Source organism: Methanospirillum hungatei JF-1 (assembly GCF_000013445.1).
Lineage (GTDB): Archaea > Halobacteriota > Methanomicrobia > Methanomicrobiales > Methanospirillaceae > Methanospirillum > Methanospirillum hungatei.
This window is the reverse complement of sequence record NC_007796.1, coordinates 2,934,601-2,958,108: the sequence shown is the minus strand read 5'-3', so window position 1 is coordinate 2,958,108 and position 23,508 is coordinate 2,934,601. Positions and strand designations below refer to the sequence as shown.

General features: G+C 46.0%; 27 protein-coding genes. 10 read left to right on the top strand and 17 right to left on the bottom strand.

What is annotated here, in order from left to right; translation table 11 throughout:
* The first annotated feature begins 150 nt into the window (after nucleotides 1–150).
* Nucleotides 151–1,164, top strand: coding sequence for an ATP-binding response regulator (locus tag MHUN_RS18435; protein ID WP_011449637.1), 1,014 nt, complete (start codon nucleotides 151–153; stop codon nucleotides 1,162–1,164).
* Nucleotides 1,165–1,386: 222 nt separating this feature from the next.
* Here the strand turns inward: MHUN_RS18435 and MHUN_RS14020 are convergent, their stop codons facing one another.
* The 4 genes from MHUN_RS14020 to MHUN_RS14005 are packed head-to-tail and all read right to left on the bottom strand — an operon-like array spanning nucleotide 1,387 to nucleotide 4,135.
* The gene (locus tag MHUN_RS14020; protein ID WP_011449636.1) at nucleotides 1,387–1,986 is read right to left on the bottom strand and encodes a chemotaxis protein CheX; all 600 of its coding nucleotides are present in this window, start codon (nucleotides 1,984–1,986) and stop codon (nucleotides 1,387–1,389) included.
* Entirely contained in the window at nucleotides 1,983–2,348 is a 366-nt protein-coding gene (locus MHUN_RS14015) for a response regulator transcription factor (RefSeq protein WP_011449635.1), read from the bottom strand. The genes MHUN_RS14020 and MHUN_RS14015 overlap by 4 nt, the downstream gene beginning before the upstream one ends.
* A gap of 60 nt (nucleotides 2,349–2,408) precedes the next feature.
* Nucleotides 2,409–3,527, bottom strand: coding sequence for a sensor histidine kinase (locus MHUN_RS17790; RefSeq protein WP_011449634.1), 1,119 nt, complete (start codon nucleotides 3,525–3,527; stop codon nucleotides 2,409–2,411).
* Nucleotides 3,524–4,135 (bottom strand): chemotaxis protein CheC, encoded by a 612-nt coding sequence (locus MHUN_RS14005; protein WP_011449633.1) that lies wholly within the window; start codon nucleotides 4,133–4,135, stop codon nucleotides 3,524–3,526. The genes MHUN_RS17790 and MHUN_RS14005 overlap by 4 nt, the downstream gene beginning before the upstream one ends.
* A gap of 284 nt (nucleotides 4,136–4,419) precedes the next feature.
* On the opposite strand from MHUN_RS14005, the gene MHUN_RS17785 reads away from it, so the two are divergent.
* Nucleotides 4,420–5,601 carry a protease inhibitor I42 family protein gene (locus MHUN_RS17785; RefSeq protein WP_052288899.1) on the top strand — a complete coding sequence of 394 codons (1,182 nt, stop codon included), beginning with the start codon at nucleotides 4,420–4,422 and terminating at the stop codon, nucleotides 5,599–5,601.
* On the opposite strand, the gene MHUN_RS13995 is transcribed toward MHUN_RS17785, so the two are convergent.
* The 3 genes from MHUN_RS13995 to MHUN_RS17775 all read right to left on the bottom strand — a co-directional run bounded on the left by MHUN_RS13995 (nucleotide 5,602) and on the right by MHUN_RS17775 (nucleotide 7,121).
* A complete protein-coding gene (locus MHUN_RS13995; RefSeq protein WP_011449631.1) occupies nucleotides 5,602–6,165 on the bottom strand; it encodes a type IV pilin N-terminal domain-containing protein in 564 nt (187 codons plus the stop codon).
* An 84-nt stretch (nucleotides 6,166–6,249) separates the two neighbouring features.
* On the bottom strand, nucleotides 6,250–6,777 hold the full coding sequence (locus MHUN_RS17780) for an MFS transporter (protein WP_052288898.1): 528 nt from the start codon (nucleotides 6,775–6,777) through the stop codon (nucleotides 6,250–6,252).
* A complete protein-coding gene (locus tag MHUN_RS17775; protein WP_143709515.1) occupies nucleotides 6,753–7,121 on the bottom strand; it encodes a hypothetical protein in 369 nt (122 codons plus the stop codon). The genes MHUN_RS17780 and MHUN_RS17775 overlap by 25 nt, the downstream gene beginning before the upstream one ends.
* 17 nt (nucleotides 7,122–7,138) lie before the next feature.
* Here MHUN_RS17775 and MHUN_RS13985 point away from each other — a divergent pair, with 17 nt between their 5' ends.
* From MHUN_RS13985 to MHUN_RS13965, 5 genes are all read left to right on the top strand, one after another.
* Complete coding sequence (locus MHUN_RS13985; RefSeq protein WP_011449630.1) at nucleotides 7,139–7,816, top strand: PAS domain-containing protein; 678 nt, start codon at nucleotides 7,139–7,141, stop codon at nucleotides 7,814–7,816.
* 36 nt (nucleotides 7,817–7,852) lie between these two features.
* Complete coding sequence (locus MHUN_RS13980; protein WP_011449629.1) at nucleotides 7,853–8,479, top strand: PAS domain-containing protein; 627 nt, start codon at nucleotides 7,853–7,855, stop codon at nucleotides 8,477–8,479.
* 90 nt (nucleotides 8,480–8,569) lie between these two features.
* A complete protein-coding gene (locus MHUN_RS13975; RefSeq protein WP_011449628.1) occupies nucleotides 8,570–9,211 on the top strand; it encodes a sensor histidine kinase in 642 nt (213 codons plus the stop codon).
* A 188-nt stretch (nucleotides 9,212–9,399) separates the two neighbouring features.
* A complete protein-coding gene (locus tag MHUN_RS13970) occupies nucleotides 9,400–9,723 on the top strand; it encodes a hypothetical protein (protein WP_011449627.1) in 324 nt (107 codons plus the stop codon).
* A gap of 39 nt (nucleotides 9,724–9,762) precedes the next feature.
* Entirely contained in the window at nucleotides 9,763–10,842 is a 1,080-nt protein-coding gene (locus tag MHUN_RS13965; RefSeq protein WP_011449626.1) for a LamG-like jellyroll fold domain-containing protein, read from the top strand.
* Nucleotides 10,843–10,949: 107 nt separating this feature from the next.
* On the opposite strand, the gene MHUN_RS13960 is transcribed toward MHUN_RS13965, so the two are convergent.
* The 4 genes from MHUN_RS13960 to MHUN_RS19080 all read right to left on the bottom strand — a co-directional run bounded on the left by MHUN_RS13960 (nucleotide 10,950) and on the right by MHUN_RS19080 (nucleotide 14,223).
* Nucleotides 10,950–11,351 carry a response regulator gene (locus MHUN_RS13960; RefSeq protein ID WP_011449625.1) on the bottom strand — a complete coding sequence of 134 codons (402 nt, stop codon included), beginning with the start codon at nucleotides 11,349–11,351 and terminating at the stop codon, nucleotides 10,950–10,952.
* A gap of 98 nt (nucleotides 11,352–11,449) precedes the next feature.
* Nucleotides 11,450–11,572, bottom strand: a complete 123-nt coding sequence (locus MHUN_RS19805; protein ID WP_275039189.1) for a hypothetical protein — start codon at nucleotides 11,570–11,572, stop codon at nucleotides 11,450–11,452.
* Nucleotides 11,573–11,591: 19 nt separating this feature from the next.
* Nucleotides 11,592–13,520 carry a PAS domain-containing protein gene (locus MHUN_RS17770; RefSeq protein WP_143709513.1) on the bottom strand — a complete coding sequence of 643 codons (1,929 nt, stop codon included), beginning with the start codon at nucleotides 13,518–13,520 and terminating at the stop codon, nucleotides 11,592–11,594.
* Complete coding sequence (locus MHUN_RS19080; RefSeq protein WP_052288896.1) at nucleotides 13,402–14,223, bottom strand: response regulator; 822 nt, start codon at nucleotides 14,221–14,223, stop codon at nucleotides 13,402–13,404. The genes MHUN_RS17770 and MHUN_RS19080 overlap by 119 nt, the downstream gene beginning before the upstream one ends.
* Before the next feature lie 208 nt (nucleotides 14,224–14,431).
* On the opposite strand from MHUN_RS19080, the gene MHUN_RS19075 reads away from it, so the two are divergent.
* Nucleotides 14,432–14,704, top strand: coding sequence for an RsbRD N-terminal domain-containing protein (locus MHUN_RS19075; protein WP_011449622.1), 273 nt, complete (start codon nucleotides 14,432–14,434; stop codon nucleotides 14,702–14,704).
* Here the strand turns inward: MHUN_RS19075 and MHUN_RS13940 are convergent.
* From MHUN_RS13940 to MHUN_RS13925, 5 genes are all read right to left on the bottom strand, one after another.
* Nucleotides 14,693–14,890, bottom strand: coding sequence for a hypothetical protein (locus tag MHUN_RS13940; RefSeq protein ID WP_048067562.1), 198 nt, complete (start codon nucleotides 14,888–14,890; stop codon nucleotides 14,693–14,695). The genes MHUN_RS19075 and MHUN_RS13940 overlap by 12 nt on opposite strands.
* Before the next feature lie 74 nt (nucleotides 14,891–14,964).
* On the bottom strand, nucleotides 14,965–17,391 hold the full coding sequence (locus MHUN_RS13935) for a methyl-accepting chemotaxis protein (RefSeq protein WP_011449621.1): 2,427 nt from the start codon (nucleotides 17,389–17,391) through the stop codon (nucleotides 14,965–14,967).
* Between the two features lie 247 nt (nucleotides 17,392–17,638).
* Nucleotides 17,639–17,797: a hypothetical protein gene (locus tag MHUN_RS19070; RefSeq protein ID WP_158498234.1), complete on the bottom strand. Its 159-nt coding sequence runs from the start codon at nucleotides 17,795–17,797 to the stop codon at nucleotides 17,639–17,641.
* Nucleotides 17,798–17,920: 123 nt separating this feature from the next.
* Nucleotides 17,921–19,174, bottom strand: coding sequence for a serine/threonine protein kinase (locus MHUN_RS17760; RefSeq protein WP_011449620.1), 1,254 nt, complete (start codon nucleotides 19,172–19,174; stop codon nucleotides 17,921–17,923).
* Nucleotides 19,171–19,962 (bottom strand): FHA domain-containing protein, encoded by a 792-nt coding sequence (locus MHUN_RS13925; protein ID WP_011449619.1) that lies wholly within the window; start codon nucleotides 19,960–19,962, stop codon nucleotides 19,171–19,173. The genes MHUN_RS17760 and MHUN_RS13925 overlap by 4 nt, the downstream gene beginning before the upstream one ends.
* Before the next feature lie 155 nt (nucleotides 19,963–20,117).
* Between MHUN_RS13925 and MHUN_RS13920 the strand changes: the two genes are divergently transcribed.
* Nucleotides 20,118–20,354, top strand: a complete 237-nt coding sequence (locus tag MHUN_RS13920; RefSeq protein ID WP_143709511.1) for a hypothetical protein — start codon at nucleotides 20,118–20,120, stop codon at nucleotides 20,352–20,354.
* Between the two features lie 5 nt (nucleotides 20,355–20,359).
* Nucleotides 20,360–20,683 (top strand): hypothetical protein, encoded by a 324-nt coding sequence (locus MHUN_RS13915; RefSeq protein ID WP_011449617.1) that lies wholly within the window; start codon nucleotides 20,360–20,362, stop codon nucleotides 20,681–20,683.
* A gap of 11 nt (nucleotides 20,684–20,694) precedes the next feature.
* Here MHUN_RS13915 and MHUN_RS13910 read toward each other — a convergent pair whose 3' ends face one another.
* On the bottom strand, nucleotides 20,695–23,265 hold the full coding sequence (locus tag MHUN_RS13910) for a cation-translocating P-type ATPase (RefSeq protein WP_048067559.1): 2,571 nt from the start codon (nucleotides 23,263–23,265) through the stop codon (nucleotides 20,695–20,697).
* Nucleotides 23,266–23,508 lie beyond the last annotated feature (243 nt).

Below are 23,508 nucleotides of genomic sequence, written 5' to 3'. Positions count from 1 at the left end.
TATATGAGAATATGATGATCACAATCTCTATCTCCTCGTATGATAATACGTAGACTTCAGGATACCCAGAGCTTCAGCTGATATCAGGTAACCGTGATCATATACAAAGTTCCTATCCCGGCATTGTCACACTGACAGAGGCAGACAAGAATGAATTCAGCCACCCGTATACTTGTCGTTGAAGATGAGTTTGTAACCGGCCTTGAGATACGGGCACGCCTTGAAGACCTGGGATATGAGGTCCTTGATATTCTTGATACCGGAGAAGAGGCAGTCAGAAAGGCTGGAGAACTCCGCCCTGATATTATGATCATGGATATCACACTTCGGGGAGAGATGACCGGAATAGAGGCTGCTGATACCATCCGCAGAGATTATAATATACCGGCCATCTACCTTACGGCCCATTCTGATGAAGCAACGGTTCAGAAAGCGGTTCATTCAGAGCCGTTCGGGTATCTCATAAAACCACTCGATGAACGGGCATTACATACCACGATCCGGATGGCTCTCTATAAACATGCCATGGATAAGGCCCTGATTGAGGGCGAAAAACGGTATCGGACCATTGCTGAACTCTCTGAAGATCTGCTCTTCATCCTGAACCGGGATACATCCATTGCATTTCTCAATTCCCGTGCCCTGGCTTTCTTCCATCTCCCATCAGAAAATTCGCCATATCCTTCTCTGAAAGAGATTCTCCCATCCGATCTTTACGAAAAGATCGCGGTGCAGATCCAGACGGTCTTTGAATATGGCAGTTCTCTTCATGCAACCCATCATTTCACCTACGATGGAGAGGATTTCTGGTTTGATTGTTCTATCGTCCCTATTATAACCGCGGATGGGGTTATTCAGGTTATTGGTCAGTTTCATGATGTCTCTGCCCTGGTCAGGATTGAAAAGGAGATTGAAAAGAAAGGTCTGGTTCAGATTGAGCATAATATGGAACAGTTTCAGATCCTCAATGACCGGATTAGAAATCCTCTTGCAATCATTATGTCCCTTGCCTCACTGGAAGATACGAAAGAGAATATAGAAATAATTGAGCAGGTGAAACGTATTGATGCCCTTGTTACCCAGCTGGATCACGGATGGGTTCAGTCAGATGCAGTTCGGGCATTTCTCTTAAAGCATTATGGTCATGGGAAACCGATTGACTAAAACCGGTTCCTTCTCTTCAGATGCATGATTCAGTTTTTTTCCTGCAAATATCGTTACCATGAATTACCTGTCATCCAGTACTCTGAATTCTGGTTCTCTTCCGGAAAGATACAGATATGAGTATTATCATGGAAGAATTTCAGGCAGGTACCATTACCTGCCGGTAAAGTGCATTCATACCTTGAAGAATGTGAATACTTTACCCGGACGATAAAAAAAGAGTTATGCCATCTTTTCAGTAATAAATTCTGCAATCGTCTCGATCGATCGGGTAGTCAGGAGAATAACAATCTTTCCGGATATCTCTATTTCCCTGACTTCAAAGATCGTATGCACGACTGCAACCGTCTCTTCGCCGAGAAACCGGGAATCGGTGAGGATGTGCTCCAGTGAATCCTCATGGTATTCAGGGATATGGAACTTTATCTTTTTCCCCAGAATATTGGTTATTGATCCCATGACGGCATTTACAATGATATTCGCAATTTCAGTCAAAGTCATCTGCCAGAGTTCATCATTCGTCTGGTTTTTTTTCTCTTCACCGATCATGAGACGGAAGATGCCTTCAGCACTCTCCTGCGGAAACATGAGCATTGCAGTGCCATCAAAAGCACCACTATAATCCTGGCTAATGACGGTAAATGGAAGGTCAGGACAGGGAAGTTCCTTCTTCAATTCAGTAACCCTAATGATTTTTATCTCCGGAACCCGCAAACTGACATGATGGCCGGTCAGAGTATTCAGGCTCCCTGCAGATCGTCCAACTCCGATATTGACCAGTTCCACCATCCCGTCGAGAACCGGCTGTGTGATATGGTTCATGATTCTTTCGTGATCAGGGAAGTAATCACCGGGATGAGTTCTTCGGCTTTCACAGGTTTATTCAGGAATGCCTGAGCTCCAAGAGAGAGACATTCCTCCCGGGTCGAGTCCTGCACATCAGAGGTGAGCATCACGACCGGTATGGTATTCCCGGTATCATGAAGTTCTTTTAAGACCTGCAGCCCATCTTTTTCAGGCATCAGGATATCAAGGAGGATAAGATCAGGGTGTAACTCTTTTATCTTGAGAAGGCCGTCATTTCCGTCTACTGCTTCATGGACCGTAAATCCCCCGGCACGTAAGGGGGCTCCGACGACCCTGCGTTGAAATACTGAATCATCAACGATTAAGATACTGCTCATTGATAATCATAATGACGGGATTTGAGAAATAGATTGTGGAAATGTCAGCAATATCAGATCTCATTCCTCTCCCGGATATCTGAAATGACCGGCAGGAACCCGGATCTCAAACCTGGCTCCTTTCCCCGGTGTTCCGGTCTCGATTATCTGCATCCCGGTGATACCCAGAATCTCTCTTGTAAGAAAGAGCCCAAGACCGGTATTTGATCCAAAACCTTTGTTAAAAATTCGTCCCTTTTTATCTGATGGAACCCCAACGCCATTATCCTCAAGAATGATGGTGACACTATCAGGGCCCTTCACATGTGACACCGTAATGTGGGTGGTATGTTCTCCATGACGGACCGCATTTTCCAGCAGATTGTACACCGCTTTTACAATGAGCGGGTCTGCTAAAATTTCCAGGTTTCCGGTATTGGTTTCTATTATAATATCCCGGAAGTTCGGTCCTATTCCTGAATTTTTCACCAAAGATTCAACGTGGTACCAGGCCGGAACAGCATTACCCATCTCCTGGTAATCACGGGCAAAGGTGATATGCCGTTTCATGGATAACGTCGATTCTCTCATCTTTTCAAGGTACGTCTGAATTTTTCCTCCAGGTTCCTGATTCAGAATGATCCCTAAGTATCCTTCAAAGACCGTCAGAGAATTTAACAGGTCATGCCGGGTGATTGAAGCGAGGTTATTCAGTTTCGAGAGGGCCATCTCAAGAGCACGTTGTGTTATTTTCTTCTCTTCAAGTTCAAAGGCCAACTGGTCTTTTATCTGCCGGTACATGAAGACCTGTTCGGTAATGGCCGTTACATCTTCAACCGTGATGATCGCCTGTGTTCCTTCATCCTGAAGAATAAAGGGAGATATTATTATTCGCTGATATTTTCCCTCATTCTGGGAGTTATCCCTGAGTGGAAAAATCCGCGGATGGAACCGTGATGAGAGGATGACCGGTCCGCCTCCTTTAAATACAACTTTCAGCCGTGACTTTTCATGATGCTCTCTGAACACCGGAACAACATCCTCAAGAACCCTCCCTTCAGCCTGGATTTGGCTGATACCGGTCCACGTTTCTATAGTCCGGTTCCAGAAGGTGATGGTGTGATCCTCCCGGATGATGCAGATACCAACCGGGAGGGTATTGAGGCTTTGAGAGATGATGGATGCATAATCAGATGTCATAGCCCCTTCTCCATGATCTCCAGAATGGTTTGCTGCATAGAGTCAAATGATTCTGATGTAATTGAAAAGAATAAAAAGCCCTCGATCTCACGATCCTGGATCTGAAATTTCGTTCGGGCCAGGATTCCCAGTTTGGGGTGAGAATTGATAATAAGAGAATTTTCCACCCATTTTCCAATCCGGTACACCGGGTAGAGAAAGGTGAGAGGAGATGAGAGAAGGATAGAGAATGAGCTCATAACCGAACTGATAACAACATTCCCGACTTCAATGAGAGTTTCAACCCTGAGTGCATCCATCTCATCAGGAGAGCCCTCTTCCCCAGTCAGGAGAATAACGAGATGTATTGCACTTTTATAGGGGATGATGAGGCTTAATGAACCGGTATATTCTCCGGAGAATGAGAGAATTACCTGGGATGATTCATCAGGATCGGTGACATCCAGGGCAGATAGGGCCGTCTGGTGGTTTATATCAAATATCCTGACTTCAGGGACGGTCAGGGTAACATGAGCTTTGGTCAGTTCGTTTATCATTCCGGCTGAATGACCGACCCCTATTGTGATTAATTCTCGAATCCCGTCTATTACTTCTTCAGATATTTCCATGTTCGAAATTCCATTATGGTTTAATCCAATGAATTGTATTTTTCACAACAATGAATCTTTGTATGAATAATAAGGTTCATCATTCTATTCTATCATTTACCCGGTTATCCACAATTCTCATACTATGGCTTATATGCAGGTTATTTGTACTTGAGTCCGAAATATTCTCTTACCAAAAGGTATTTGAAGAGGTAAAACCTATGGGCAGGTATATGGGGTAAAGGCAAATGAGCCAAATTCATTTCTTATGTATACTGGTGATATTATTTTTTACGATTCCAGTAATGGGAGACAATAATCCTCATATTGGTATCATGGACGAATCGGTAGATTATATTCATGCAAATATTCTCTCTAATACTGGTTCAGATTCATCTTATTCTGCAGAGATTCCTTCTCCTTCACAAAAATCTGGAAAACGTATAGATTCCGGAGCAAGATTTTATTATATAATTGGTCCTGTCAGGTTGCATCATCCATCTGATAGTAGCGAGGAGAATCCTCCAACATTAAATTCAGTCATCTATTTAGGAGACTATGTGTTCACGGGGGATTATGGAGAAGCAATCATAAAGACACCCGGGCAATTCTTTTTCACGGTCCTGCCCAATTCACATATTTTGATTGGAGATGAATCAGATGCAAATACTGGCAATAAATCAGTCATAGAACCCGAAGTTATCAGTAAATCAGATACTGGTTCAGAGGTAGAGAAGCCTTCTGCTTCGGTTACCCAGACCGGGACTGAGACTGAAGGCCCTGTCAGGATTTACCTTGGAGAAATGGATGAAATTTCTCTCTCCGAAAATCCCACGACAGGATTCCAGTGGGAGGTAACCGTAACGAAAGGACTTGAAATTGTCAGTGATTCTTATCGGTCGGAATCGAAGGAAGGAATGGTTGGAAGAGGTGGTATGCATATCTGGACTATCAGAGCAGTGAGAGAAGGGAGTCAGACCTTCCATGCTGTATATCGCAGATCATGGGAGCCTAAAACCGGTAATGAGAAAACCTATGCAAAAGAATATGAGGTGATCTCCGATAAAAATAGTCAGACCGGAATACAAGAGACCGTTTTTCCACAACCGATTTCGACTTTACATCCGCAAATTGAGCCTTCCTCACAGGACCAGATTACCTACTCTGAACAAAATGCCATTATCCCTATGGATACCGAATGTGAGTGGAATGGAATCTGGGATACGAGTTTTCAGAGGATGACTCTTACCCAGAAAGGAAATGTAGTTGAGGGAAATTATGAGCATGATAATGGTAAAATATCTGGAATAGTTGAAGACAATCGATTAATTGGTAAATGGTCTGAAGAATCAGATGGAATAATTGATGAGTCTGGTGATTTGGAATTTACCATGAGTGATGATTGTACCTCATTTACCGGAAAATGGAAGCATGAATCAGAGGAGAGTTGGTCTGGACAGTGGAATGGTAAGAGGATAATGGGATAATTATAACCATACCTCTCCTTTATACACAACCGTATTGGATTTCAGGGTATCAGCGATAGTTATCGTCCACAGTCCGTGTGGTTTCAGCTCTTGGTTGCCCCCGCCACCGTCACCACACCCGGTCTGGCCTGGATTATTCACAAAAAAGTATGTTCCCCCTCTTTTTACGATAAATATCTGGGTCCCCGGTCCTACTCTGAACGGAGCTGATCCTATAGCCTCACACAAGGAGACGGTATGACTGGATCCATCCGGAGGGGAGATATGAATACTCATGTCTTTGAGTTCATTTCCTGCTCCCGGACCGGCACTCTCCCCGGATCGTCCACTGATTCCCTCACCTGCCATGCACAGTACACTGACCGCATCAATTATCTTTGTGGTATTATTGTAGATAGGATCGGCTTTAAATGCAGTAAATGCGGTATCAGGGACCGATCCGATAAGGCCCATCATAAAGGCTGAGACGATGGATGCCAGTGCAACCACCAACGCAACCATCAGTATTTCTCCGATCACTTCTGACACTGCAGGATCAAACGGGTATTCTGGTATTCTGCTCATGGTATGTACCTATTAGCTGATGATGATATAGGTATGCTTATACCCCCGGTTCATATGGACCTGACATTGGAGCCTGTCTCTCTTTCACCAGGATGATAAGAACCAGTCCCATATCTGCAGAACCATACAGAAGAAGAATGCTGACTGAAATGCCGGCATTATCTCTGCAGGTTTTATCGTATGGGCTGCTACCATGGCCATCTTTGGTCCCATGACTAACCCGGCAACAAGCAATGTCAGGGCTACACCAAGGGAGGATCCAAAATTTGTCATCATCTTCAGAAGGCCTGAGGTAATCCCCCGATCCTTCTCCGGTGATTCTCCCATAATTGCACTATTGAGTGGTCCATAGGCAACTCCCGCTCCCGCACCCAGGATGAAGAGGTACATGGCCACCTGATAGGCATGACTCTCAACCGACAGCGTGGATAGGAGGAAGAGAGCGAATACACAGACGATAAACCCAATGATAATTGGCTTTTTCGTACCGATAACATCAGATATCTTTCCTGAAATCTGACCCGTGAGTATGTTCCCAATCGGCAGGGCCAGAAGAAGAGCTCCGGAGGTTCCAGTTGGGAGTGCCTTCACAATCTCCAGATAAAAGGGCATGAGGAATTCACTCCGGCAAGTCCTAACTGAAGGATGAGAATATCGGCATTCTGAAATGAGTACGCCCGGTTTTTAAAGAGTGAGAGATCCATGAGCGGTTCAGCAGATCTCTTCTGCCTGACAAGGAAGAGGAAACAGAAGATGACTGCCAGCACCAGTGCTATGATGCCATGGGAAGCATTTGGACCGGTGATGGTATTCAATCCGAATATCAGGGATGCAAGGGTTATGAATAGGAGCAGAATACCTGGAATATCCAGTTTTGCTGACGGACTTGTTGGTTTGAGCAGGGGGATACAGAGAAAACCGAGGATGATTGCAAGAAGGCCGACCGGTATGTCCACGATGAAAATGAACCGCCATGAGAGCATACGTTTTTCGAAAAGATGGGTGTCTGAATGCACAGACCAGTCATGCAACCCCGAAAGAAACGCGGATCTCAACTCTCGTCCGTGTCAGCAGGTTATACAATAAATCAGGTGATGTGGCCGGTTCCATCGAATCAATACGGGATATCACCGAGTTGAAAAGAATTGAAGAGAAACTCCGGAAAAGTGAAGAACGATTCCGGGGTATGGCTGAACATTCATCTGATCTGATCGTGGTCCTGAACAAGGAACTGGAGGCAGTATACCTCTCCCCTTCGTCAAAAAATATCAACGGTTATGAACCTTCAGAGCTCATCGGAAAAGCGGTTGATGGCGCTGCAAATACGGTTTTTTCTGATTGCCAGCAGGAGTTTCTAAAAGTTGTAGCCGAACTTAAAAAAGGGACCGCTCTGGATAACATCGAGATATGTCTCACAAAAAAGGATGGAAGTCAGGCATATATCGATATATCAGTAGTGCCGGTGATCGAGCAGGGGATATTAACCGGGGCACAGGTCTTAATTCGGGATATTACCGAACGGAAAAAGACTGAACTTGCAACCCAGGCCCTGATGGTGAGCATGGTCGGGACAACCGGGTATAATTCCCTTCGAAAAATCGTATGCACCATTCAGTCCTGGATTCATGCCGACTGCGTATTACTCGGTTAAATCTCTGCTGATCACAGGGACATCAACATTCTCTCTATGGTCCTTCTGGGAAATGAGTACATTTCTGTCAGTTTTTCCCTGAAAGGAACCCCCTGTGAACAGGTGATATCAGGTGGTTTTTGTCAGTATAATGATGAGATCTCCCTTGCATTTCCTGCATGTAAAGAACTTGAAAAGTATGAATTCAGGGGATACCTTGGAACCCCTCTTCGTAACTCATCCGGAGAGGTAATAGGCAGCCTCTGTGCCCTGTTTCAGAAACCCTTTGAGACCTCCCTGTATGTCAGGCAGATACTGGATATCATCGCAGTTAAGGCTGCTGCAGATATTGAGCGTTCCCATATTGAACAAAAGCTCAGAGAAAACCAGCAGATGCTTGCAGAGGCGATGGATCTTGCCCACCTGGTAAACTGGGAGTATGATGCGGTTGCTGATATTTTTACCTTTGATGACCGGTTTTATGCCATGTACGGGACAACAGCAGAGAAGGAAGGGGGATATCTGATGTCATCGGATACATATGCCCGTGAGTTTGTCCATCCAGATGATCTGTATGTGGTTGCTGAAGAGGAGCACAAAGCCCTCACCGCCTCCGATCCTGATTTTATCTCCCAGCGTGAGCACCGGATTATCCGCAGGGATGGTGAAGTCCGCTCCATTTAGGTCCGGTTCGGGATAACAAAGGATAATAAAGGTTAAACGATTCGGACCCATGGAGCCAACCAGGATATAACCGAACTGAAGAAGAATAAGATGGCTTTAAAACAGGCAAACCGTCAGCTCAGTCTCCTGTCCAGTATCACCAGGCATGATATCCTGAACATGGTGACCGTCCTGCTCCTCTATCTTGAACGATTGGAAGGGGAGTGTGCAGATCCGGAATTGTGTGAAGCATATGGCAAAATGACCTCTGCAACCAGGATGATACAGGGCCAGATAGAGTTTACCAGGGTCTTTGAGGATATCGGATTACACGAACCGGTATGGCAAAAGACTGGTGAGATCCTTGCCCGGCTGAATGTGCCATCCAGGGTCCTGTTTAAGAGTTCATTACCCGACATCTCTGTCTTTGCAGATCCCATGCTGGAAAAGGTGTTTTATAATCTGCTGGATAATTCTATCCGCCATGGTCAGCGGGTTACAGAGATCCATGTCTCTTCACACATGACTGATACGACCCTGGTTATTGTGTGGGAAGATAACGGGGTCGGGATTCCTGCAGATGAGAAAGAAGAGGTGTTCGAGAGAGGATTTGGGAAGAACTCCGGTCTGGGTATGTTTCTTGCCAGGGATATTCTTCTCCTGACCGGAATTGAGATTCATGAGATCGGTGAATATGGTGTCGGGGCCCGGTTTGAGATACAGATTCCGAAAGGTGGATGGATATATTCATGACGTGTGATTATTCCGGGTGGGAGAAAAGATCTGAAGAAGCACGTGCTGAACATCGAAGAGGGGAATCTATAAGCTTAGAAGATATTAAAAAGAAATATGGGATTGAATAAGTTTTTCTATGGATTACATTTAATTATGATTACATCCAATCCGGATAGGATCACACATCGGATTGGACGGTCTCCGTTATGCTCAAAGAAATATCATTCCGCCTTGGTATGAATGGAGCTCTGTACCTGGGCATATGTATCGGTTGTATGATATCCGGTATACTGTTTTTGACGATGGTTCTCCTTTTCGATATGGAAACCATACTTCTCGTGTCTGTTACAGCTGGTCTTGTTATTGCGGCAATCATACTTATTGCTCTCATAATATATGCACAGAACAGAAGGAGAAGAGCAAAGGAGGATCTCTGTACCTGTCGGTATCGAAGTTCAGTGTATACCGTATGCCGTGAATGTGCATACAAAGATAAATCAGAATGGATAGGAAAAGATAAGAAAATATGATGGGTGTCTGATTGTTTTTATGCCTGATGTTCTCATATTATGACATTAATCCATGAATTATTGAATAATTTTCGTTTGGATAAGAGAGAATCAGCAGTGAGTGCTCTTATCGGAATCATCCTTGTACTCTTTCTGATGGTACTCTTAACCGGTATTATATCAGCCGTTTTAATGGGGTTTTTATCCGGCATGAGTTTTAAATCAGCATACATTGTCGTGGATGCACAATATTCTACCCAAAACGGATATCCGTCAATTACCCTCATGCATCTGCAGGGAGATCCCGGGTATTTATCTGAAGCGAATACCGGAGGGAGCGGATATCCACTCACAATTCGTATCGAGACGGTAGATGGCAGCTCAGTTGTAGTCCCACTTCCCCCTGGGCAGATATGGAAGCCTGGAACCTTGCTCTTCATCACCCATTCTGATACTGGCTATGTCGTGACTGCGGATAGGACACAGATTCCCGGATCAAGACTCAATTTTCCTGGAAATGAAATCCGGATATCAGTAATCGATGCCCTGAACCAGGTGCTGGTGTATTCAAAGACCTTCATTATTAATGGAACACCGGTGAATACGTCACAGAATAATACTACACCAGAGTTTCTTCGGGGAGCTGGATATTCGGTATCAGCCTGGATCAGGTTCACCTCCCCGCCTTCTCCCACAAGTCCGGATCAGAAATGGGCAACGGTGGTGGTTGATGGTGATCGTGACAGTAACCGGCGGTTTCATCTTCAGCATAGCAGTGACAATTCAAGGTTTGAGTTTGCCTTCCGTACGGCACAGATGGCAGCAGGTGGGAGGTCTGCATCATATATTCAGTCACCTTCCGGGCCGGTGCAGGATCAGTGGTTCCATGTAGTCGGGGTTTATAATCAGACGAGTGGAGCTATCCGCCTGTTTGTGAATGGTGCAGAAGTTGCCTCACGGATTCTGGACTCTAGTGGGATTGCTGCTTCACCAGGGCTGTATCAGACCGGGGGACCAGATGGTATCAGATTCAATTCAGCGATAAATCAGCGGAAGTTACGGGGAGAGATACGGGGCATATCCACCATTGATGAGGAGATGTTCCCTGCTGAGATACGATCAATCTACAATACCGGATGAGGAGGAACAGTAAACCTTGGAGACATGAAAAAGAAATATGGGTCGAATGGGGTGTTTTCTGGTGAAAAGCGTGAGACCATCCTGGGCCAAAACCAGGATCTCCCCTTTCAGACCCCGGAGTCCTCTTTCTGGCTCCGGTACACTCCGGCAAGGATCATCTGTGAGAGTTTAAAGGCAATTATATGGAGTTCCTCACCTTTTTCAAGGTAAAAATCAACGTTATTTTCGATTGCCTCATCGATTATCTCCCGCTCACCCATACCGGTGAAGAGGATGAACGGTATCCGGGAAAAAGATCTGACTCCTTTCAGCAATTCAACCCCGGTCATCTCGGGCATGTTGTAGTCTGAAACCACAACATCATACCGGCCGGTTTTGATCTTTTCTAATGCCTCCTCTCCTGATAGTGCACAATCGATATAAAATTCTGTATATTCAGAGAGATAATCCCGTATTGCGTCAAGGAACGGGGGCTCATCATCAACGAGGAGGAGAGTTACCTGCTTCATAATCTGACCTGGATCGGTGTAGATTGTTTGTCAAGATGGTACATATGGATATCGTTTACATCTCCCTCCGGTCAGGTGATTTTCGTCAAAAGATCATTCTATTCACCGATGGTCACCGGATTCTCTGGCGAGAGGACAAATGCCATTATGGGTCCGAATATCAGGCCTATAAAGAGCAGGTGAATTATTCCACAATATATCGTTCTGTGTATCCTGTTCATGTGAATGATTCATTCCTGTTCATTCTCTCCACTTCCCATCCGGAACAAGGATCTCAAATCGTGCCCCTTTCCCTTCTTCACCAACTTCCCTGATGGAGAGATTGGTAATCGAGAGAATCTCCCGTGCCAGGAAGAGTCCTATACCGGTATGGTTTCCAAATCCTCTGCCGAATATGTGTGCCTTGTCGTTGAGGGGTATACCCACTCCGTTATCCTCACAGATAATAATAAGGTCATTATCCTTGTGTGCGACTGAAAACCGAATATAGGTAATCTTTTTGCCATGGCGGATGGCATTCTCGATAAGGGTTGAGAAGACTTTTCTTATGATGGGGTCGGCATATACTAAAAGCGACGTGGAGATCTGGTTCTCTATCCGAATGGCCCCGACATTAATCTCACGTTTTGCAGATTCGATGATGGAATATAGTTCCTGCCACCCTGAACTGACAATCCCGAACTCTTCATACTCTCTCGTAAAGCCTATGGTTGCCTCTATCCGCTTTCCAGCCTCCTGTGCCCTGGTAATGTACTCATGTATGGTATTAGGATCCGAATTCTCCAGGGCCAGTTCATGATAAAAATAAATAGCGGTGAGAATATTGAGGATATCATGCCTGGTAAGGCCGGTAAGGAGTCTTAATTTCTGGTTTGACTGGCCGATGGCCTCTTCAATCTGTTTCCGATCGGTGATGTCGGTCAGCTGTTCAACGATGAGCTGTACATTTCCGTCATCATCAAGGTTCGGGTTACTCCGGCAGATCAGGTACCGTTTCAGTTCAGGAACATACTTCTCGACCATCTCTTGTTTTTTACTCTGCAGTGCTTTTGATGTTGCACAGATCTCACAGGGTCTGGTTCGTCCGATGAAGGAGTAACATGGTCTTCCTGCGACCTCTTCAGGCGAGAGCCCCAAGGCATCATATCCAGCCTGGTTATACCGGATGATGGTATGATCAGGATTTTGTATCCCGATGATGTCAGGAATACCATTGAGCATCCCTTCAAGGAGACGGTTTGCCTGTTTGAGTTCATCTTCTGCCTTCTTTCTTGCAGTCACATCCCAGACGGTTGATATCATCAGAGTGCTCAGGGGAATCGGAATGTTCATGGCACTGATGTAGGTGGTCTCTTCCCCTTCCCTGATGATGGGGATATCGTCCCAGTGCATCCGGCTTGGATCACCGCTGGCACAGTCTGAAATCACCCGTTCGCGTATGTTTTTGCGATATTCAGGATCTTCATAGATGTAATCCCAGATAACATCAGGTTCTTTGAGTGCTTTCTCAGGTATCCGGTAAAATTTCAGGAAATTGGCATTATGATAGGAAAATGCAACCGTGGGCGATACAGAGTTAACCGCAACACCTATGGGAAGGTTGTCAAGAACAGTTCTGATGTATTCTTCTTTCTGGCGGATTACCTCTTCAGCCTGTTTTCTCTCGGTGATATCAAGGATCATTCCGATTAAGCCCTGAATGTTCCCGTTTTGATCAAGGAGTGTCGCCTTATAGAAGATGACATTGTGCATTGTTCCATCAGCATACCATACTTGTGACTCATAGGTCTGGGTCTTTGGGGCATCAAGAAGTTCCTTATCTTTTGCATAATAGGTATCTGCAAGTTCTTGTGGGGCAATGTCATATACCGTCTTCCCGACGATCTGTTCTTTTGTGAACCCGATATAGTGCTCAAATGCCTGATTACACCCGATATACCTCCCTCTTGTATCGTTATAAAAGACCGGGATCGGGATGGTCTCCAAAAGCCGGTCCAGGAATAGTTTCTGGTTTTTTATCTCATCCTGTGCCAGGGTTTCTTCAGTGACATCAACGATATGGACCAGGTATCCTGACAGCTGGTGGTCGCCATGATACATCGGGGTAATCTGCACTTCGATGGTTATCTTTCCTGCCTTGCTGGTTGTATAGAGATTTAAATTTTTCACCAGAGCTGGTTGTATAGAGATTTAAATTTTTCACCAGATCAAAGTCAAAGACCGAACGATATCGAATTGTCTCCCCTTTCTTTAATGCTTCAAGCCTCTCTTTGGGTACATTCGGATCATCAAAGAGGGAGAATCCCCTGACGTCATCCGATGAGTGCACACCGAACAGATCACAACAGGCAGGGTTGATGTCCAGCAGTCTGCCATCCTTGTCATAGAGCTCGATTGCTATTGGTGAGTTAATGTATATCTCTGCGAACTGATCTTGTATCTCACTGAGGGCTTTCTCGGTTTGTTTTTTCTGTGCGATGGTGGTCACTTTCTGGGCAAGTTCAGCAAACTGCGATCGTATCTCGCCCCCTTTCATGACATACCCGTCTGCTCCGTTCTCAAAAGCAGCGATAACCACCTCTTCCCGTCCCCGTCCGGTGAATATGATAAACGGAGTATCGTCACCCCGTGCCCTGATAGTTTTTAGGAGGTCAATACCACTCATATCCTCCATCTCGTAATCTGAGATGATAGCGTCATACCGGGTATTAAGAAGTAGTAAAAGCGCCTCTTCTCCTGATCCGGCAAGGTCAGCCTTTATGTTATGTAAGACAGCCAGGTACTCAGCGGTTGCTAATCTGACGTCTTCTTCATCATCCACGACAAGGACATGAAGTGCAGATGTATGGTCCTGTAAAATTGTTCTGTTCATTTCAGGCCTGTACTTATCGTTACGTATTATTTTCTGTAACATAAGTGTTTTGATGTCTTTTTGTGGTAATCATATCGTAGTATTTATAATGTATGGAAGAAAATGTGTTGTTTACCCCGAGGTGTTACCGTGGCTATTACATACAAATTCCCTGAAATACTGCAAAAACACTCTGATATTTTACTTGCTGACTGGGTTAAGGAACAGCATGCTGCCATTACTCATCGTCGTGACCATCAAGGATGCAGAACTCGAGCAGCAATCAAAAGAATTCCTGAATGTCTTTTTAAAAAATATTCAATCCGGAACTATTGAACGGATTGACGGGGATGAATGGAGAGAGACGAGGTATTACATTGAAGAGGTTTCACAAAAAAGAATTGAACTTGGATTTACTGCATCAGACACCGCGATTTTTATATTCTCCTCTGATATAGACTCCTTATTGGAAGTGATAGGGTCCGTGATATTACAAAGATAGAGGGTCCAATTTCTCATATGTATGCGTATCGGTGAGATTCGCAGCATTTAATTCTTTCCGTATTGCTCTTTTGGGACCAACATAAACCGCTTCATAAGAGATCTTCAGGATATTTTTAAAAAGTCCGGAGAGATCAAGAAGGCCTGCACCAGGTGAAAAATAAACACGGATGTCGATATCACCCATCAGATACTATATTCCTGGCGACAAAAAAAGGGTCGTGACTTTCTCACTCGTCTCACGTGCCTGAATATAAAAAATTAAAAGGTAAACTGGTCCATCTCTTCTTTGATCCTGGCCACCGCTTTTTCAGCCCGATCGGTAGTCTGACCAATCCGCTCCATAGACTCATTTACCTGGGCTACCATCTGGGTGATCTGTCCGACGGCTGCTGATGACTCCTCACTTGCTGCTGCAAGACCGACCGACTCCTTTGCCGTCTGCTGCACCATATCACTGAATTCATTCACCGTGGCCGTGACCTCTTGTACCGATGCAGCCTGCTCCTCACTTGCTGCGGCAACCTCACTCATATTCGAGTTGATCGTAGAGATTGACTCAACAATCTCATTAAAGACTGCCAGTGTTTCACCAACGGCAGTATTCCCGCTCTTGACTTCTATTATCGAGTTCTGGACTGCCTTTGCCATGGCACCAGATTTCTTCTGAAGGTCGGAGATGATTAACGCGATATTCTCTGCAGATTTTTGCGATTCATTTGCAAGCTCCTTGACCTCAGCTGCAACGACGGCAAAGCCAAGGCCTGCTTCTCCTGCCCGAGCAGCCTCGATTGCAGCATTGAGGGCAAGCAGATTTGTCTCTTCTGCAATGGAGCTGATAATATCAACAATCCTGTTGATCTCCTGCATCTGACCACTGATCTGCTGGTTCATCTCCTCTATCTCTGAAGATGACTCCATGATCCCGTGCATCCCCTTCTCAGCAAGACCTGCAGCATCTTTTCCTTTCTCTGAGAGTTCTGCAGCCATATTGGTCAGTACCGATACATGCTCCATCTTTGCTGCAACTGAAGAGACCGTGGTTGCAAGGTCCTGCATGGCAGTCAGGATCTGCTGCGTTGCCATACCGCTTTTATCTGCCAGGTTGTTCACTGCGGTAGCGATGGATGCTACCTGTCCGACTCCTTCTGACACATCCTCAATACTCTTATGAGCGGTGTTTGTCTCAGCATTGACTTCATCAACCCGTTTACTGACTTCGATCATCTCTTCTGTCAGTTCCTTCATCTGTGCATGAACCGCTGCAAGAGCCTTGGACACATCAATACCAATGGTATCAAGGGCATCCCTGAATGTTACAAACTCCCCTTTCAGCTGGAGGTCAGGGTTCATCCGTGCCGTAAAGTCACCGGTTGCGTACCGTTTGGATAGAATCATGGCTTCATTGAGGGGAACAGCCATCGCATCCACGGTCTCATTGACTCCATCGATGATGAGGGCATAATCACCCTGGAATTTCCTGCTATCCCCTCTGGTTTTCAGATTTCCGGATGCTGCAGCCGTGCTCAAAGTCCGGATCTCATCCCTGAACTGGAGGAATGTATGGACAACATCTGAAAAAGCCTGCGAGAGGATACCGATCTCATCCTGAGAATACACCCGGTCTGTCTGAGCGACGAGCTTACCGTCACGGACCTGTCTTGCCAACGTGACCAGTTCATCCATCCGTGTTGATATGGATCTTCCAAAGAGGGTGGCAACGATAAAACCACCGATGATTCCCAGAATTACAACTATGAAGATAGTATTGCGGATTGCATCAATGGGACCGGTGAAGTCATGATAGTCGGCATTTGCAACGATGATCCAGTCAAATGGCTCAAAATAACTGAATACTGCTATTTTATCTCTTCCATCCCAGGAATATTCCAGATATCCTTTCTTTTTGGTTATAATCTCTTTGATGAATGGAAGATCTGAATCATTCTTCCCTTCTCTGGTCGGGTGAATAAGGGCCTGGCCGGTACTGTCAAGGACAAATACGTACCCGTTTTCACCTATCTTTTTACTCTTGATCTGATCCTGCAGGATACCGATGGTGGAACCCTCCTCAACACCGACAAAGAGGATACCGATGATCTCTCCTGCAGCATTCTTTATCGGTTCATAGGCAGTGATATACTTCTTTCCGACAACCGTTGCCGTGCCATAATAGGTCTGTCCTTTATTGATGACGGCATCATAGACTGCCGGTGAGACCGGGGTTCCGATGGCACGTTTTCCATCCTCACCGATAACATTGGTGGAGATACGAATCGCCTGATCACCTTTCTTCTGGAATATGGTTGCCGCTCCGCCGAGCAGATTCTGGACATTATCAACGATCTCAAAGTTGTCATTAACCTTGTAGGACGAGCCCAGCATCAGGTTCCCATTGATGATCTCTGGTTTCCCCTTCGCGTAAAAATGCTCATGCAGAACATTCAGATCACTCTTCACTTTGACCTGGGTAAGTTCGTAGGCGGTTTTTGTCGCCTCCTCCAGATCCTGACTTTGAACTTCCAGGTTGATCTTTATGCTTTCGTGAATTGCGGATTCTGCACTGGTATAGGCGACATATCCCAGGACAAGGGTCGGGATAATGACCAGAATCAGGCAGATGAGGGTAATCTTCCGTCCGATAGTTGCGTTGTCAAACCAGTCGGTCATGGCAGAAATGGTCTTCATGGTCTCTCTCAGGTGAAATATACTATATGCTTAAATGATTTATAAAAATGAGGATCTGATTATTATAGAATTAGATATTCAGACATTTTCAAAGAAAAGAGGCTAATTTTTAGAATTTCAACCCAAATTTACAACTTTATCATGATTGGTAGATAGCCTGTCAATTTCTGGTTTTCAGGCTCCTGATGCTGTCTCATAATTCCACTATCTTCATCTCTCGTTTGGTTATATCGATTGCAATCTCCAGTCAGACAATCCTGTCATCGATCCATCGTATCGCACGGTCCAGACATTCATGCAATTGACCGGTACCAGGATTCCTCACATCCCAGGTATAGAGGCCGGTTGGATCGTTCTCATCAATAAGGTGTGGATTTGTCCAAAAATCACCATGGAACATTCTCATGATGGTACTGAGCACCTGGAAGAAGATCTGAAACTGGAATTTTCAAGGTCATGCATTATACTCCATGGTGAGCCTGAAACCGGAGACCATCTTTTACAATCGAAAATTTGTAATATTTCAGATTTAATAACCAGAATCGTCACTTCTTTCAGGAGCAATCCTCTCAAGATCAACTGAAAGTTCCCGGATTGACTGATATCGTCCGGCTGGGTCTGAAACCAGACATTTCAGAATAATTGATAGAAGTTTCTCTCCTTCACCGGTCTGAAAGACAGGTTCTGTTCCGGACGGGATCTCCGGTCTGCCAGTGAGGAGTTCGGCACATACCATTCCAACCTGCCAGATGTCCGTTGGAGCGGTGCATTCTGAATACACCGAACGCTGCTCAGGGGCTGCATAGGTTGGAGAAAACCCCGATACTGACCGTCGGTCTCTCCCTGACCGGGCAAGCCCCCAGTCGGTGAGTTTTACCATCCCTTCGTGAGTCAGAAGGATATTCGTGGGTTTTATATCACAATGGATAACTCCCCGGCCATGAGCATATATAAGAGCGGATACAAGACCCTGAATGATCTGCAACGCCTGTGGTATTGGGTGCGGGGTTTTCAGATCTGCAACCGATCGGGGGAGATACTCTATCTCAATATACGGAACAGGGAGGATATTTGCAGAAAGAAGTGTGGCAATATGAGGGTGTTCCAGATCTCTCCAGATACTGATCTCCTGCATAAATGAAAGACCGGTCATTTCATCATCCGTTCGTGGGACTTTCACGACGACCGGCGTTCCATCACCTGTCCGCTCTGCATACCAGATTCTTCCAACGCCACCTTCTCCAATAGGCCTGACATTTCTGTATCGGTTCATCGGCAGGGGAAAGGACGATATATCTCTGCCCTGACGTATATTTTCATTCCCATGACCTTTCCACACCTGGCTGATCACCATATATATCCCAATGAGAAGAGAGCAGATGAGTGAAATAATGACGAGTATCGCATGAGAATAGACCATCTCAAGAAGGTTCATGGACTGGCGGGAAAAGAGCAGAAGTCCTAACGTCAGGGTGGCTGTAATAACCAGACCAAATCCAGATCCAATAATGAATCGAATTGAATGACGAGCCCCTACAAGAGAGATGATATGGCACAGTATCAAAAGCATGAACAGGATGGAGAAGGAAGGAAGGGAGAGGTTTATCGCATTCCCCAATCCCTGTCCTCCTCCGTGTCCGTGCCGAATCGGGGCCGATAGAAACAGAAACTCCACAAGAAGGTACTGGAATGCAAGAAGAAGATGGATAATCAGAACTCCCCACATGTAAAGTGATTTCTTTCGGAGAGAGAGATCCGGGCCGGGGAAGATGGTAGTTTTCATGGGGTATGATTCGGATTGGTATTTCCTGAATGAAAGGTAAAGGTTATGCCAAGGGTTCCGGGTGAGAGTTCTATTCTGTCGCCGTCCTGCAAAACCACCGGATCATGACCGATTGGTCTTCCATTTATATAGGTTCCCCCTTTGCTGTTCCCATCTGCTAATGTCCAGAACCCTGCTTGCTTTTTCACCCATGCATGGGGGCGTGATACCCGGCTGACCGATCGGTACTCATCATTCAGAAGAAGAGCCGGTTCAGGAGAAATTCCGTTCCATCCCTCTTCAATTCTTCCGACCCGGTATACTGGTTCTGTCAGTTCAATCATTCTTCCCTGCTCTGAACCATTCATGATGACAAAACCTGGTCTGGCAGGGAGAATGGTATGCAGGCCGGTTTGCGCCGCTATTACCTGCTTTGAAAGGTCCGGGTTACTCGTTCCGGCAACCTGGCTGAAAAGTGTGAGATTGTATGCTGCATGGTTCAGACCATCCGGGACAAGCTTATAATAAAAAACCGGCTGACCCATGTTTACCGGTTCATCAGAGACTCCTATCTCTTTTCGGATGATGCCGAGCGAGAGCAGTTTTGTCAGATGTTTTTTGGTATTCTCATAACTGGTCGCAATCTCATGTGAGATCTGCCTGACTGTCCTGGGTTTTGTTCCGATAAATGAGAGGATCTGAAGGCGGATGGGGCTGGCGAGAACATCAAGATATTCGGATAATTCTGATATAAACTCAGGATCAGAACTGGTAAGGATTGTCCGGTCATCTGGTCTTTCCGGATTCATATATTCATCCCACTCATTCATAGGCCGGCCATGGTTATCAAGTTCTACCCTGTATAACCATCAGGTTCATGGTATGAACTTCTCCCATTTTATCCCTATAAATCCGGGCAAAGCCCATGAGGATGTATGCACCGCTCAGGCGGTCAGGAGAAGATATGAAAGCAATAGTCGTAATCCTTATCCTGGGCCTTATCGCTTTAGGAGCCACTTTCCCGGTATCAGCAGCCGGACAAGGTGGAAATGGGAATGGTATGATGCTGCACAATGGCGATGGTTCAACAGGGACCGGGGTTTGTCCGAATCCGGATTGCCCACAGGCAGACTGCCCGAACAATCAGACCCCGCCCCGTGATGGAACCGGAATGCAGTACGGGAAAAATCTGAAAAGGTGAGTCACATGAACCGAAGAGCAATGGGTCTTGTAGGTATCGGACTTCTTGTGGTTCTGGTCATGCTCCTGGTTACTCTCCCGGTATCTGGTGCAGGAAAGACCGGACCACAGGACGGGACCGGGTATCATCATGGCCTCTCTCATCAGAATGGTCAGTTTGAGACCGGTTATGGTTATGGTTCAGGGAATGGGACCTGCATCCAGAAGAACTGTCAAAGCAACGGAGTCAGGCCTCTTGATGGAACCGGTATGCATCATCAGGCTGGGATGAGATCCGGTAATGGTGGACGGTCAGGATCCCACGGGCATGGGAACGGCCACCGTTCCTAATTTTTCTTTTTTTATATCCCTGAAAAAATATGAGGTATCTGATCTTTTCGCACGTTCCAGATTTTCCAGGCCTCAAACCAGAGCACACTTACACTGGCAGCGAGGACACAGGTGACAAGTTCTTCGACCGGTATCAGAGAAAACCTGAAGAGATCCCGAAGTGCCGGTATTGCAAGGATCAGGACAAGGCTGCAGATTGTTCCAGCAAATACCCATCTCATAGCCGTATTCGGTGTCCGAATCGTAGAGATTATCGTTTCTGACCAGGACCGGTTGGTCAGGATGAGAAGCAGGTTTGCGAGCACAATGGTGATAAAAGTCATGGTACGCACCTCTGTTTCTAAAAACCCGCTCATCAGGGAATAAAGATACACAAGCATCACAACACCGAGGACGACAACCCCCTGCATCAGGCTGAGAAAGAGGGTCTTTGGTGTGAAGAGTCGTTCATCCGCAGACCGGGGCGGCCGGTTCATAATGTCCTGCTCTTCTTTTTCTGCCTCAAAGACGATAGAACAGGTTGGGTCTATGATGAGTTCAAGGAAGACGATATGCATCGGCATAAGAATGAGTGGCATGTCAAAAATGACCGGAATGAGTGACATTCCCGCGATTGGAATGTGGATAGAGAAGATATAGGCCATTGCCTTTTTGAGGTTATCATATATTCTCCGTCCAAGCCTGACCGCAGAGACGATAGAGGTGAAATTATCGTCAAGGAGCACGAGCGAAGATGCTTCACGGGCAACATCAGTACCTCTCCCACCCATGGCAATACCGATATCTGCAGATTTCAGAGCCGGTGCATCATTCACCCCGTCGCCGGTCATGACAACAACCTCATTATTCGCCTTGAGGGCTCTGACAATCCGGAGTTTCTGTTCAGGAACGGCACGTGCAAAAACAGTAGCTGTTTTGAGCCGTTCTTTGAGGTCATCATCCGAGCACTCGGTTAGGTCAGTCCCGGTAACTGTGTTATCGGTATGCAAAAGCCCGATCTGATCTGCAATATTCTGGGCTGTACGGGGGTAATCACCGGTTATCATAATGATCTTGATACCGGCAGCATAACACTCGCTCACCGCTTCAGCGATCCCCGGTCTGACCGGATCAGCAAACCCGATAAGGCCAAGAAACGTAAAAACGAAGTCATGCTGGATACGTGGGAGCTCCGAAATTGTAAATGATGATTTTGCAACGCCAAGAATCCGAAGGCCCTTTGATGCCATCACATCTATCTGCTCTGCAAGTTTTTTCTGTTCCTGCTCCGAAAAATGACACAGATCAGCAATCGCTTCCGGAGCACCCTTGGCGGCTATGATAAATTCGCGGCCGTCCGGAGACTGCCAGACATTAGACATCGCCAGGAGGTCAGATGAGAGAGGATATTCGGTTATGAGCTTCCAGTCTTTATGTATATGCTCTGTTCTTCCAAAATCTCCCTCTGAGAGCTGTATAAGAGCCTTTTCCATGGGATCAAAGGGATCTCTCTTACAGGCAAGAATGGCGTATTCGGATAGTTCATGACAGGAATCAGGGACCGAATTTTCACCGGCTCCGTCATGCTCACAGAATTCATCATCTGCGAAAAAGGATTGCACGGTCATTTTATTAAGCGTAAGCGTCCCGGTCTTGTCTACACAGAGAACTGATGCAGAGCCCAGGGTTTCAATTGCAGGAACCTGACGGGTAAGTACATGCTTTTCTGAGATTCTCCATGCACCAAGCGCAAGAAAAACCGTTAAAACCACCGGGAACTCTTCCGGAAGGATCGCCATCGCAAGAGTAATTCCTGCAAGAAGTCCTGATATCCAGTCTCCCCGGCCGATTCCATAGATGATAACGATGATAAGGCACAGGAGAAGACCGCATGTTGCGATGATCTTCACCATCGAGGATATCTCCACTTTCAGCCTGCTATCATCCCGCCCGACTTCCTGGAGAACCATGCCTATCTTCCCCATCTCAGTCCCAGAGCCAGTACTTTTGACTTCAGCAAGGGCCTGACCCTGAACGATTAGGGTTCCAGAATATACGAATGGCTGATCATCTCCGCCCGGAGCCTGCTCTTTCAGCCCTTCAGTCCAGGGAATCTTTCGTACGGGGACCGATTCACCGGTAAGGAGTGATTCATCAACGGTAAGATTATTCGATGAGAGGAGAATCCCGTCGGCAGGAACCCGGTCTCCTTCTGAGAGGATGAGGATATCACCGGGAACAACCTCCCGTCCTGCAATCCGCCTCTGCTGGCCGTCCCTGATTACGAGAGCCCGTGGACTTGAGAGATTCCGGAGGGCTTCGAGTGCCCGTTCAGTCTTTCGTTCCTGGTATACCGTAATACCGATGATGACCAGCACAAAACTCATAAGCATGACAGCTTCGGTGATATCACCAAGGAAAAAGTAGATAAGACCACTCGTTACCAGGAGGAGGAACATCGGTTCTCTGGCAACCTCAAGTATGACCTCAAAAATACCGTCTTTCTTATGTTTTGGAAGTTCGTTATATCCGAATGTCTTGATCCGCTCTTCTACCTGGTCTCTGGATAGTCCTTGTATAGTCTCAATATCTATGAGCGTCATGGTGATACCGCAATAGAGCATATATTACTCAAAATCAGACAGACTGCTGATGTACTCATCAGATTTTCATTGAGAGGGGATAAGGGATTCTGTGGACAAGTCAGGCTCTCACCTCCCCCTCTGATCCGGATGGTTGTAAGGGTGAACCTGAATGATAGTGCTTTTTTTATATGTTCAATAATCCATTATTTCATAAACTTCAGAATCGGCTGTTTATCAGTGATTCAAGAGACATGGCTCATG